Source organism: Dickeya sp. NCPPB 3274 (assembly GCF_000406205.1).
GTDB classification, from domain to species: domain Bacteria; phylum Pseudomonadota; class Gammaproteobacteria; order Enterobacterales; family Enterobacteriaceae; genus Dickeya; species Dickeya fangzhongdai.
The window spans coordinates 4,079,902-4,092,951 of the sequence record NZ_CM001979.1; the positions used below are offsets into that span (position 1 = coordinate 4,079,902).

At 58.6% G+C, this 13,050-nt stretch carries 8 protein-coding genes and 2 CRISPR repeat arrays; of the genes, 2 read left to right on the top strand and 6 right to left on the bottom strand.

The features are described 5' to 3' along the window. Positions 1 to 170 precede the first annotated feature (170 nt). Positions 171 to 785 (top strand): YitT family protein, encoded by a 615-nt coding sequence (locus DXX3274_RS18260; protein ID WP_042860982.1) that lies wholly within the window; start codon positions 171 to 173, stop codon positions 783 to 785. A gap of 41 nt (positions 786 to 826) precedes the next feature. Then, positions 827 to 2,020, top strand: coding sequence for an amino acid aminotransferase (locus DXX3274_RS18265; RefSeq protein ID WP_042860983.1), 1,194 nt, complete (start codon positions 827 to 829; stop codon positions 2,018 to 2,020). A gap of 431 nt (positions 2,021 to 2,451) precedes the next feature. Further along, positions 2,452 to 3,740: a CRISPR direct-repeat array (repeat unit 28 nt; unit sequence TTTCTAAGCTGCCTACGCGGCAGTGAAC). 129 nt (positions 3,741 to 3,869) lie between these two features. Here DXX3274_RS18265 and cas6f read toward each other — a convergent pair. From cas6f to cas1f, 6 genes are all read right to left on the bottom strand, one after another. Further along, positions 3,870 to 4,424 carry a type I-F CRISPR-associated endoribonuclease Cas6/Csy4 gene (cas6f, locus tag DXX3274_RS18270; RefSeq protein WP_042860984.1) on the bottom strand — a complete coding sequence of 185 codons (555 nt, stop codon included), beginning with the start codon at positions 4,422 to 4,424 and terminating at the stop codon, positions 3,870 to 3,872. Positions 4,425 to 4,430: 6 nt separating this feature from the next. Then, positions 4,431 to 5,438 carry a type I-F CRISPR-associated protein Csy3 gene (csy3, locus tag DXX3274_RS18275; RefSeq protein WP_042860985.1) on the bottom strand — a complete coding sequence of 336 codons (1,008 nt, stop codon included), beginning with the start codon at positions 5,436 to 5,438 and terminating at the stop codon, positions 4,431 to 4,433. A 16-nt stretch (positions 5,439 to 5,454) separates the two neighbouring features. Then, on the bottom strand, positions 5,455 to 6,393 hold the full coding sequence (gene csy2, locus DXX3274_RS18280; protein WP_042860986.1) for a type I-F CRISPR-associated protein Csy2: 939 nt from the start codon (positions 6,391 to 6,393) through the stop codon (positions 5,455 to 5,457). After that, the gene (gene csy1 / locus DXX3274_RS18285; protein ID WP_042860987.1) at positions 6,390 to 7,727 is read right to left on the bottom strand and encodes a type I-F CRISPR-associated protein Csy1; all 1,338 of its coding nucleotides are present in this window, start codon (positions 7,725 to 7,727) and stop codon (positions 6,390 to 6,392) included. The genes csy2 and csy1 overlap by 4 nt, the downstream gene beginning before the upstream one ends. A gap of 395 nt (positions 7,728 to 8,122) precedes the next feature. Next, a complete protein-coding gene (gene cas3f / locus DXX3274_RS18290; protein ID WP_042860988.1) occupies positions 8,123 to 11,422 on the bottom strand; it encodes a type I-F CRISPR-associated helicase Cas3f in 3,300 nt (1,099 codons plus the stop codon). Then, positions 11,419 to 12,399 carry a type I-F CRISPR-associated endonuclease Cas1f gene (gene cas1f / locus DXX3274_RS18295; RefSeq protein ID WP_042860989.1) on the bottom strand — a complete coding sequence of 327 codons (981 nt, stop codon included), beginning with the start codon at positions 12,397 to 12,399 and terminating at the stop codon, positions 11,419 to 11,421. The genes cas3f and cas1f overlap by 4 nt, the downstream gene beginning before the upstream one ends. A 297-nt stretch (positions 12,400 to 12,696) precedes the next feature. Continuing rightward, a CRISPR array of direct repeats spans positions 12,697 to 13,024; the repeat unit is 28 nt; unit sequence GTTCACTGCCGAGTAGGCAGCTTAGAAA. Positions 13,025 to 13,050: the final 26 nt, after the last annotated feature.

A 13,050-nucleotide genomic window follows, 5' to 3' on the forward strand; every position in this document is an offset into this window, starting at 1 on the left:
TATAAAACAAAATCCACGCACAAAATACGCATAATAAATTCATCCTGTGCATTCAATGCCTTAACCCTTCTCCCGTACAGAAAACCTTCAAACGATGCCTGCCGTCATGACGACTGGTGCGCTTTTTGCTTGAAAAGACAGGTATTCCTTCTTTTATCAGGCGATATTTCATGGATAACGTCATTACCCCCCAACCGGTTTCACATACGCTGCTGGAAGACGTTCTGGCGCTGCTTATCAGCACCCTGATGGTGTCCTTCGGGGTTATTATGCTGCGTCAGGCGGGGGCGCTGACCGGCGGCACCGCCGGGATGGCGTTTCTGTTGCACTACGCCACCCATATCTCGTTCGGCGCCGCGTTCTTTCTGCTTAATCTGCCGTTTTACTACCTCGCCATTCGGCGCATGGGCTGGCAATTCACGATCAAAACCTTCTGCGCGGTAGCGATGGTGTCGCTGTTTTCCGACCTGCACCCGTTATTCATCCATTTTGATCACCTGCAACCGATTTACGCCACGCTGTTTGGCAATCTGATTATGGGGCTGGGGTTCATTGTGCTGTTCCGACATCGCGCCAGTCTGGGCGGGGTGAATATCCTGGCGCTCTATTTACAGGACAAAAGTGGAATCCGCGCCGGAAAATTCCAGATGGCGGTGGATGTAACCATTGTGCTGACTTCACTGTTCGTGGTAAGCATACCCATGCTGATCGCGTCAGTGTTGGGTGCGGCGGCGCTGAATCTGATTATCGCCATGAATCATCGACCTGGCCGTTATACCGCCTAGCGAACAGCTTGACCCTTTATATCTCAGGAGAGTTACCGACCGTGTTCCAGAATGTTGACGCCTACGCTGGCGACCCTATCCTGTCCCTGATGGAAAAATTCAAACAAGACCCGCGTACTGACAAAATAAACCTCAGTATCGGGCTTTATTACGACGGACAGGGCGTCATTCCCCAGTTGCAGGCGGTCAGCGCCGCGGAAACACAGATGCAGGCCGAGCCGCAGCAAGCGTCGGTCTACCTGCCGATGGAAGGGTTGGCCGACTACCGCAGCGCGGTGCAGACGCTGCTGTTCGGCGAACACCACCCGGCGCTCACCGCGCAGCGCATCGCCACCATCCAGACCCTGGGCGGTTCCGGCGCGCTGAAAGTGGGCGCGGATTTCCTCAAATGCTATTTTCCGGATTCCGAAGTCTGGGTCAGCGACCCGACCTGGGAAAACCACATCGCCATTTTCTCCGGCGCGGGCTTTACGGTGCACACCTACCCGTACTTTGACGCCGACACGCTGGGCGTCAACGTGGAAGGCATGATCAACGCCCTGAAACAGTTGCCGCCGCGCAGCATCGTGCTGCTGCATCCGTGCTGCCACAACCCGACCGGCTCAGACCTGACCCACGCCGAGTGGGACCGCGTCATCGAAGTGCTGATCAAAGGCGAACTGGTGCCGTTCCTTGATATCGCCTATCAGGGTTTTGGCGGCGGCATGGACGACGATGCGTACGCCATCCGCGCCATCGCCAGCGCCGGTCTGCCCGCGCTGGTCAGCAACTCGTTTTCCAAAATCTTCTCGCTGTACGGCGAGCGCGTCGGCGGGTTGTCCGTGGTGTGCGAAGACCAGGACGCCGCCGGCCGCGTACTCGGCCAGTTGAAAGCCACCGTGCGCCGCAACTACTCCAGCCCGCCGAGCTTCGGCGCGCAGGTGGTATCGCGCGTGCTGAACGATGGCGCGCTCAACGCCAGCTGGCATGAAGAAGTGGAAGCCATGCGCCTGCGCATTCTGGAAATGCGTCAGACGCTGGTGAATGAACTGAAAAAAGCGCTGCCGAATCGCAACTTCGACTACCTGCTGACCCAGCGCGGCATGTTCAGCTACACCGGCTTTAGCGCCGCACAGGTGGACCGCCTGCGCGAAGAGTTCGGCGTGTACCTTATCGCCAGCGGCCGTATCTGCATCGCCGGTTTAAACCATCACAACGTGCAGCGCGTGGCTGCCGCATTCGCTGCCGTACAGTAAGTTATTCCTTTCACTTTTTTACGCCTTTTCCCCCAGCCGGTAACGGCCGGGGGATTTTTTTATTCCTGTGCAGGAATGGGGCTGTTGACACACAGCCAGGGTGTCTTGTTATTGATTAGCGATATATATCAGGCAGGTGAGTGAATCATTTGTCGCATATATGCCGGGTTGGTGGTTCATTTCGTGCGGGATAAACCGAGTCGCTTCTTTGCCACATCATCGCACGCACGACAATGAGAGGTGCAAGCGCCACCTCTCCTTGACCTCTGGCTAGGTGGCAAAACTACGCCGCTACGCGGTGCCTTCGGCGTTCGCCTTCGCTGTTCGGACCGCCTGTGACGCTCTCCCGGAGCGGCACAGGCTTTCGCGGCGTCCTGCCGCTCATCCGGCGAAGTCGCCCACCTCAGCGTAGTTTTAACGCCAGAAAACCCGTCAACCTCTGCCTATGCAGCAGTGAACGTTAAAGGGGCGGCTGGGCCACCGGTACGCCCTTTCTAAGCTGCCTATGCGGCAGTGAACAACCGGCGGCGCTACGACCAGCCCTCCGCGCAATTTCTAAGCTGCCTATACGGCAGTGAACCATCACGGCTGCCGCTGGTTTTCATCGGAGCGTTTCTAAGCTGCCTACACGGCAGTGAACGCGGTGTTGGTATAGCTACCGGCACTTATCGTTTTCTAAGCTGCCTACGCGGCAGTGAACAGCAACGGTAATGTTTTTATCGTTCACCTCTTTTTCTAAGCTGCCTACGCGGCAGTGAACGCGCATACCAACCGCCGCCGCGACCGCTTCGATTTCTAAGCTGCCTACGCGGCAGTGAACTCAGCATCGCTGCCGTTATAATCCATTGCACCTTTCTAAGCTGCCTACGCGGCAGTGAACCACTCGTGCTTTGCGGATCGGGACGCGGATTATTTCTAAGCTGCCTACGCGGCAGTGAACGAGAATGCATAAATGGCAATCCCATTACGTAATTTCTAAGCTGCCTACGCGGCAGTGAACAAGTGCAAAAATATGGTTTGCCGTTTTCATACTTTCTAAGCTGCCTACGCGGCAGTGAACTGGCACTACTCGATCGTGTGACCCGCATGAACTTTCTAAGCTGCCTACGCGGCAGTGAACGTCATATGACAATCCGACAGCGTCAGCCAATTTTTCTAAGCTGCCTACGCGGCAGTGAACCAGGCCCGCCGACACACACGCCATCTGCCCGATTTCTAAGCTGCCTACGCGGCAGTGAACCCGTAGCTATAAACCACGTAGCGGCGCGGATACTTTCTAAGCTGCCTACGCGGCAGTGAACACTTTGCACAAGTCCGTAGAGATAACCTACGTTTTCTAAGCTGCCTACGCGGCAGTGAACCGCTTCTAAACCGTCTGCCGCCGCTTCTACCTTTTCTAAGCTGCCTACGCGGCAGTGAACAACGCCTTTTGCAGCGATTTAGCGATGGCGTATTTCTAAGCTGCCTACGCGGCAGTGAACGACGATATCAGCGCAGCGCGCCGGGCATCTGTTTCTAAGCTGCCTACGCGGCAGTGAACTATCCTTCGATAACGTCGCTGTTCTTCTCGTATTTCTAAGCTGCCTACGCGGCAGTGAACACGCTCATGTCCCCCTTGAGTAGCCGTGATGCTTTCTAAGCTGCCTACGCGGCAGTGAACGTGCGTATCGCTCCTAACCAAAAGCGCGGCGATTTCTAAGCTGCCTACGCGGCAGTGAACTGTAGCGAACTCGTGCTTATCACCTGATTGTTAAAGAAAAAATGCCATTTTGACGGGAAAACCCTTTTTTCTGGCGGCCAGATTGCGGTATTAAAAATCAATACGTTACAACTGGCCGCAAAAAAAGGGTCAAAACCACGGGATGGTGGCGGCGGCGCTTAGCCCGTAGCTGGAGAACGCCCCGGCGACCGGTTTGTCCTGCAACGGGCCGTGCTCGACAAACAATAAAAACGTTTGCCCGTTGGAGAGGCTGCGCAGCGGCAGATACGGCAGCGAGGTGCGTTTTTCCACCGCATAGGGAATGCGGGCAGCGGCTTCATCCTCCGTCATCCGGCCTTTGCTCACCGCGCGGCGGCGCAGCCGTTCGGCGCTGCTTTTCACCTGCACCCGGCGCACGGTGCGGTGCTTCGCGCCCGCCGGCACCGGCAGCGGTTCGGTGATGGCGGTATAGTCGCGCAGCCCTTTCAGCCAGCCGGTTTGCTCCAGCGCCGCCAGCTCCTGCACGCTGCCGTGCAGCCGCAGCCGCTCCCCCAGCGTTTTGTCTACATCAGGGAAACTCACCCCGATGGCGCCCGTCGCCCGCTGCCCCAGCGCCCGGTGCAACTTGGCGAACAGCGCGCTCAGCAACTGCACGCCGCTGAACTCCGGGTCGGGCAACACCCGAATCTCGATATAGTGGTCCATAGCGCGTTACTCGCCTTTCTCGCCGAACACCCCGCCGCGAATCAGCGTGGCGATCACGTAATGCTGCTGCGCCACCTCTGGCACGTTGCCCTTGATTACCCAGTTATCCAGCAGGGTGTAGAAATCCATTTTATCTTTCGGCTGACGGTAGGCGCGGCCGCGGCTGGTCACCGAGCCATAGGGTTCAACCGCGATCGGCCCGGTTTCCGCCGCTTCCGGGTGCCAGTCATCGACGGTGCGCAGCGCGTTGCCGATTTTCTGCGAATGGATCGCCGCCACGCCGTTGACCTGATACAGAATCTTGCTTTTGCCGTTACGGGCCCGCTCATCCAGCACCAGTTCCTGCGACGGGAACACTTCCTGCCCGTTGCCCAGCTTCACCTGCGCTTCCACGCGGAAAAACGCCGAGTCGCTTCCGGCCAGCGCCTGCTCGATGGCGTGCGCCAGCTCAGCCAGTGCGCCCGACGGTTGGCTAAACTGGCGCAGCGAGTAATCTTCGCTGTTGAATTCCCAGCGCTTATCGTTATGCGTCACCACCACCTGCACCGCCTCCGCGCCGATACGGTTGCGCCACAGGAAACGACCGCTGGCGATGTTCTCGGCGTAACGCGCCGCCAGCACGCCAAAGCCCTGCTCGCGGGCGTAGCCGTTAATCAGTTCGGTCAGCGCCTGCTGATAATCCTGATCGTTACACACCGACGGCAGCGCCAGATTGCCGAGCACTCGCAGCGTGAAGGTCACTTTCAGCGTGTCGGCGTCAAACGGCAGCGCCGCCACATCCACCGTTTGCAGGTTGGCTTTCTGGATTTCGGCGTCCAGCTTGGCCGGGTCGCTGCTGACGGCGTTTTTCAACCGGTTGGAGATGGTGCCGCGCACCGATTTTTCCTGAATCACCACCGGCACCCACTGCTCTTGCTGCCAGTTGCCCGCCAACATCAACGCATCGGAATTCGCCAGCTTGCGCTCAAACGCCAGTACCGATGCGGTTTTCAACGTGGTTGCTGCTTTTGCCATGTTCTTAATCCTTTTCTCAGTAATTGAATTCGAGTTCGTCGTAATCATCCGCTGCGCTGTTCAGGTCGTCAGCGGTTTGCAGGCATCGGTAGGTGCCGTTTTGATAGTGGTAACGCCAGAGGATACGGTTGATATCACTAATACGATGCGCGCCGCGCCACTCGCCGACGCCGTAAATGGCCTCGGCAAAACAGAACGGGGTGGACGGGTCGCGGGTTTTCTCCACCTCGCCGGGAGCATAGAGCGGCGAAATGGCGCGGTAGCCGGTCATCAGCGGCACCAGATAGCCGCCATCAGGCTTGGGCAGAGGTTGCCAGCTCACGTCATCGTCCGGGGAGCGCACCGCCTGATACTTCAGGGCGGCGAAATCGAGCCAGGCATCCAGCATCTCTGCCTGCGGGTCACTCTGCTGTAAAGTCTGATGATGCGACGGCAATAGCGCGGTGCGGTCCAGCAGCACAAACCCCGGCAACAAACGGCGCATCAGGCCGCGGGTTTTGCTCTCGTCGGCAGGCATGTCATGGAAGGAGATCTGTTCAATATCCACAATCAGCCCGCCCGCCAGCCGCTGGCGCAGCGCCAGTTGCTGCAACCGCTGTTTCAGCGCCTCGCGCCCGCCCTCGCCGGGCAACATACCGTGACACTCCATCAGCAGCGATACGGTGAGATGCATCCGCCCCTCTTCATTAAAGGCGGCGGTTTTTTCCTCTTTAGTCAGCGGGTTGCGCGTCAGTGCAAAGCTGCGGTTCCAGCCGCTGCCGTAAGCGTGCAACTGGTGCTGATGGCACACCACGCCGCAGCCTTCCAGCGTCAGGCCATGTGATAGCTGCAACTGGCGCGACAACGCGTGGGTAAAGCCGAGAAAATGGCTGATGGCCGGAAAGCCGTAAGTGTGCCCGGCGATGGCGTTGGCGTTTTCCACCTGAATACGCCGCAGAATAATCAGGCTGCTCATGCCAGTTCCTCCTTCAGCAGTCGCTCGGTTTCACGCAGACGCTGTTTGAACAACGCGGCGGTAGACCACTCGCGGCGCTCCACTTCGCCGAAAATCAGTTTCTCGTGCTGTAATCGCGCATTCAGCCAGCGGCCAAATTCATAAGCGACCTCCCGCTGCCAGTCACCGGCGTCGCGTTCACGCAGAAAATCCTTATCCTGCAAGCCGCGCAACGGATCCAACCACAGTTGCAGATGGCGTTTCAGACCGGAATCTACGCTCCAGCCCACCGGGCGCAGGTTTTGTAACGTGGCGACATAGCCAAATAAGGTATCGATCAACTGGTCGAGGTAGCGCCGGCGCTGATTGCGAATCTCGCGGTTGTTGTCCACCTCTTTTACGCTGAGCAGGAATTGCCGCATCTCCCGGCGTTCGATGTAGGTCAGCGCATCCACCTCACCCCGCTCACGGAAGATGGTGTCATGCTCAACCGGCGGTTTTAGCTGGCTACGCCATTGCGGCGGCGCGCTGCTGAGCAAATAGGAACGGCCGCTGCGGGCGGAATTGAGCGCAGAGATATTTTGCGGCTTGGTGCCGCCCATATTCTGCACCGCAATACCGGGATAGCTGACGTCAACCTCATCGTGCCAGCGCTTCTGCCGCCGGGCCTCGCGAATGGCTTTGGCCGCTTCTCCAAAGCGCACCGCCGTCAGGCGCTGGTCCAGCGCCTGCGACAGCGAGGACGAATACAGCGGGCTGAGTAAGTGGTATTCCCCGTCCCCTACCGGGAAGTAGATCTGTTTCGCCAGCTTGTGGGAACTGGGCTGTTTATCGGTCAGCACCTGCCCGAACCCGGCCAGCCACTGTGTGAGCTGCTGCGGGCTTTCCGCCAGCGCCTCCAGCGCGCGGTGGTCGCCGCGCTGGAGCGCCGCCACCAGCGAATCGCCGTGATGCTCGGTTTGCAGCAGTTTAGCCACGTCCAGCGCCGCCGCGTTGCCCACCGCGTCAATCGCCGGTTGCGCCAGCGACACGGTAGACAACACCGCACCGTCGGCAGCCGGTTCGGTGCTGAACACACTGCTGCCTTTGGCGTCGCTGTGGGTGAATTTCAGCGCATGGGTCACCAGGCTAATCTGCCCGGCGCGGCTGGCGGCATCGGTCAGCCAGGTGCGCACCTCGTAAATCTGTTCTATCTCGCGCCGCTGCTGCGCCAGCATCAGCTCCGCTGCGGCCAACGCCTCGCCGCTTAACGCCGCGCGCTGCTTATCGGCGGCTTTATCGAAGGCGTCCAGCTTGGCCTGCTTTCGATTTTCGATATACGACAGGATAAACGCTTGCAAACCTTCACTACTCATAGTCGATTCCTTGAGCGTATTATCAATTACTGATTAGTTACGGTTAATGGTCAGGGAGAAAACCGAAAACCACTGCGCTTTTACTGATGATTCGGGTGGATTGTTCACAGTCATGGATACCGGTTTCATCAGCAATCCAGCAGCCATGCAAAGTACAGCGATACAGAACAATCTCGATTGCCGAGGCTTCATTTCATTATCTCCGCTTACCATTATTGACATGATGAAATGAATAGTAGCCCGACCACCCAAATGATCAACCTAGACAGAGTTACTATTATTATAATAAAGCCTGGCCTTTGCTTTTTAAGATCTCTAAAATCAACTTCACTACCGTTCAGGTAGCTTAGAAAGAGACTGAGTTGCTACTAACTGCCGCATAGGCAGCGGCGCACTCATTTAAGTGCGCCAAACACCCCTAACAGCGGATGCCAGAACCATTCGTTATCTCGCTTGCTCAGGCTAATTTCACCGAAGCGGGCGCTGACCCACGCCAGTTCCCACTGTTTTTCCTCCGCCAGTTGCGAATAGCGTGCGGTGCAGTCCATCGCCACCCAATTGGTGACGCCCTCGGCCAGCGTCAGCGTTACGGGCCGGATCGCGTCGCTGTCTTTCCAGCCGCTCGGCCCGTCGTCCGGCACCATAAAACGCGGCGCGTCGCTTTCGTCGTCCAACCACAAGCAGTAGCGCTGCTGTGGCTCTGACCGGCGAAACGCCGTGTGCCGTTGCAGTTCGCCGTTCCAGTGCAGCGGTTCGCGCCACCACTTCACCGCCGTTGGCTGCGAAAGCGACCCGTTTTTCGGCCCAAACAGCGTTTCGGCCAGGGCAACATGTTCCAGCGAAATCAACGTAAACGGTTTTTTCAGTACCGGTGGCTGTTGAATACGCGGTGCAGCGCTGATGTTTTGGTAATCCTCCGGTTTGAGGATCTCCCGCAGGTCATGGCTGGCGAGTTTGAAGCCGTGTTTCGATTCAAAACCGGGCCGGTAAAACGCAATCGTTTGCTCATCACCAGCCGGACCATTACACAGCGCCCGTACGTTATGGCTCAGCAAATAAAAATTGGGCGACGTCGGCACATACTCGTCACGCTGGCGGTGGCGCAGAATGCGCCCGGCCAGTTGGATTAGCGAACGCATGGAGCTGGGTTCGGCGATAGCCCAGTCGTAGTCGTGGTCCCGTCCCACTTCCGCCACCGAGGTTGCCAGCGCCACAAACACATGATGTTGCTGCGGCTGCTGTTCGATGGCGTCACGAACTTCCGCCACCTGCCACAGTGCCTCCGGGTGTTTGCGCATCAGGGCCGCATCCAGTCGCGCTTCGATGTGGGAACGCATCGCCAGCGGGTGCTGGCTGTGATACACGCAGTAATGCACGCAGCAATCCGGCGGTGAGGGCATCGCCATCAGCGCACGCGCCACCGCCACCAACGGTTTGATGTTCGCCATACGGATTAACCCCAGCGACACGGTTTTGCCGCCGGAATGCGTCTGGTGATGGTGCTGATGCAGCGCAAACAACCGTTGGTGCAGGGTTTGCGCCACCGCCTGGCACACCGCTCCCGCATCCTGCGACGAGCTGGTCACCGGTTCAATCTCCGCCCAGCGCAGTCGCTGTTCCTGCTGTTGCAGCTTGTCGATGCGCCCGGCGACAAACGCCTGATGCCGTTCGGCAAAGGCGGCGGTATTCGCCAACTGCTGGCAGTCGCTGTCGAATTCATCAAACCAGCCGCAGCAGATAGTCAGCGGCGTATCCGGCTCGCCATACGCCTGCTGCCAGGCAGCGCGACCGTTCAGATAAGCCTCGAACAGCGCGCGAATCAGCGCCGGCGGCAGCGTGGCGGACGACAGCAACACCCTTGAACCGAGCATCCCCGCCCAATTCACCAGCCGACACAGCGCGGGCAGGTCTTCCAGCCCGAAATCGTCCGGTTCGTCCAGCACCAGATCGGCGGTCAGCAACCGCAGCATCGGTGCAATCTGGTGACCGCCGCGCAGGCTTTCGGTCGCCGGCATCAGGTGATCAATGGTGGTGACCAGCACCGGCGCACTCAGCAGTTGATGCAGCGTCGGCGATTTTTCCAGCCAGGTTTTCAGCCGCCCGTCATCCAGCGAGCCGTCGTAACTGACGTACTGATGCTCGCTAAACAGCGCCTCGGCGGATTCGCTGCCGCTCTGCGCGGCACGCGCTTCCTGCTGGCACAGCTCATGCAGTTCCTGCACCGCCTGCGAGCCTATCAACACCGCCAGATCGTCCTCATCCAGCGTCAGACGCTGGCGCAGCGCGTCGCCGGTTTGCAGCGTCAGCGTGCGCAAGCCGAGCGCCACGGAGAAACGGCACCCGCGTGATTCATCCGCCAGCCCGTACATGATCCGAGCGTTAGCCAGCGTCTTGCCACGCCCGGTAGACGCCATGTTGACGCCAAAGAAGCCGTGGCGAGCGGTTTGCTCACGTATCGCGCAAACCTTGTCAAACGCTTTGTCCTGCCAGCGGAAACGCGCATCGGTACTACGCTGGCGAAAGCCCTTGTGCCGGGTGATGGCGGGCAGCGTGTCGCGCAGGTGCGGCAGGCTGCGCCCCAGCAGCAGCGCATTCTGCCCGACGCCGACGCAGTGTTCGTCCAACTGCTGCTTGAGTTTGCCGGTCTTCCTATCCGTGTTGGCCCATACCGTATAGCGGGGATCCTGCCAGCCGCTTGTGGCTGAAGCAGATGAATAGTGGTGATCCGCCAGCATCAACACCAGCCGCGCCAAATGCACCGTCAGCCGTTGATCCAACTGACTGAATGTCGGCAGCGACGGCAATTTCAGCGCGCGGGCGGCGAACTTGCGCGCCTTTTCGCACCAGACGCGGCTTTGCAGCGGCGTGCCGTGTGGGAAGAGCCACACCTGTTCCCACTGCGTATCGCTGCCATCAAAATTCAGATGGTTGACGGCATTCCAGCGCGGTGAAACCTGCCCGGTAAGCCAACGGTCAGCGCACGCCAGATCGGGCGACACGTTGTCGCCATCTTGCTTTTCCCACGGCTGAAACAGCGGCAAGCGGTGATGCGACACAATCAGCCAGCCCACCACCTGCGCCAGCGGTGGCAAACCGCGAAACGGCGATGCCCATGACTCCGGATCATCCTGCTGCAACCGCGCCAGCAACGCGGCCTCATCCTCCGGGCTGACGGCGGCAAGCGCCGTCAGCCAGCCGGTATCATCCCGCTCGCCGACAAACGCCTGAAACAGCCGCAGCGACACCCATTCATGGCGATAAGGCTGGCTGCGCGGCCCTTTACCCTGCAATCCGGCCTGAAATAACCCATTGGCTTTGCCGATGTCGTGGAACAGGCCGGCAATCGCCGCCAGCAGGCTGAAGGCTTCGGCGCTATGCCACGGGTTTTCATCGTTGCTGCGCAGAATATCGCGCTCGGTGCGGTTGGTGGGCACGCTGCCCTGCAGGTTGAAACGCCGCAGATTACCAACAATCCACAGCAGTTCGGTGTGATTGGCGCTGCGAATCCAGTGACAGGCGACGGCGGTGTTGCGTCGTGCGGTTTTACGCAGCAACTGGCGCAGCGTTTTCAGTCCTTCTTCGGTGATGGCGGTCTGCCAGGTGCGCTCGCCCTTGCGCTCGGCGAACTGGTCCAGCACCCGGCGGGTTTCCACCAGCGCCCGCTTGTTGCATTCGGAAATCAGCAGAATATTCATCGCGCCACCTGGCTGCGCTGCTGCGCCACCTGTTGCAGGCTGTCGATCATCACATCCAGCGCCTCTGACTGGCGAAACGCCGTCAGGCAGCGCTGACGGAATTCCTGCTCGTCTTCGCCTTCCATTGCGGCAATGAACGCCTGCGGCAAAATCAGCGCGTCTTTGATCAGATCGGCCACATCAAACACTAGCCCACCGCGCCGGGTTTTGCCGTGCAACACCGCCAGACCATGCGGCAGGCCCAGCACCCACAGCGCCACCGCCGCCAGCCCATAAGCCAGATAGTTGCCGTGATCGAGAAAGCGGTTCGCCAGGTCAGTGCCGCCGCCGCGTTTGGCGCGGGTAAACTCGCCGTAGCTCACCGCGTTGGCCGCCAGCCGGTACAGCGCTTTGGTCATCATCGCTTCCTGCACCAGCACATCGTTACCGGTGCGACAGTCAATCAGCCCTTGCTGATAACGGTTAAGCAAGGCTTCCACCTGTTCCGGTTTGATGGCGAAACGCGATTCGCGCGACAGTCGCCCTCCCAGCCAGTGCTGGCGAATCTGCCCGATGCGCACCTGCTGAAAGGCAATGGCCGCTGCCAGCCGCTGCTCTTCGTCAAACCAGAAGCTGACCCAATCCTGCAAATATTCGGTAGGCCGGTACTCGCTCTGCGGCGACAGCCACGACACCGCCACTTCGGCCTCATTGGCGGCGAACAGCGGCGTGCCCCCACCGCCGCAAAACCCGACCATCACCCCGGCGCGGGCAAATTCCCGCATCGCCGCCTGCGTCACCGAGGTGCCGGTGCCTAGCATCACCACGCTGGTATTGGCGATAGGGATATTCCAGTACAGCGACTGATTCCCTTCTTCCGTGACATATTCCACCCGTCCGCCATTCACCAAAATACGGCAATGCTGGAGGTAATAAATATTGGCGCGTTTGGAATGCAGAATGGTTTTTAAATCCGACGGGCTGAATACGTTATCCATAAAACCGTTTCTCTGTGGTGGTGATAAAACAACCCCATCCGCGTAATAAAACGCAGACTAATAATTCATTAAAAAACTCGTAATACACTGGAAATTAACGAGAATCAGCCTAGCACAGCCCAAACGGGAAAGTGAATGACGCCAGAAACACTTTTCCCGCTTCGATACCCTTTTTTTCAGCCGCCTTTTTCGGTATTGAAAAATCAATAAGTTACCGAGGACCGAAAAAAAAGGGTCTGACGGCGAAAATCGCCAATTGTGAGCCGGGATACAACGGGTTAGAGTCAACGAGCTACAGTTCACTGCCGAGTAGGCAGCTTAGAAAACCATCTGCCACTGCCGGGGCAACAGAGGCAGGTTCACTGCCGAGTAGGCAGCTTAGAAAGGTGCCAGTCGGCGCAAAAATCCTGATACGCCGTTCACTGCCGAGTAGGCAGCTTAGAAAAGTGAGGCCAGTAAACTTGCCTCGGTAAATAAGTTCACTGCCGAGTAGGCAGCTTAGAAAAGCAGTGCAAAAAATGGTGGCAGGGAAAACGCGTTCACTGCCGAGTAGGCAGCTTAGAAATAGCGGCGTCGAGTTGGCAGGCAGGGTATTGGGTTCACTGCCGAGTAGGCAGCTTAGAAAACGACGCTCAAATTTTGGAGCTGGGT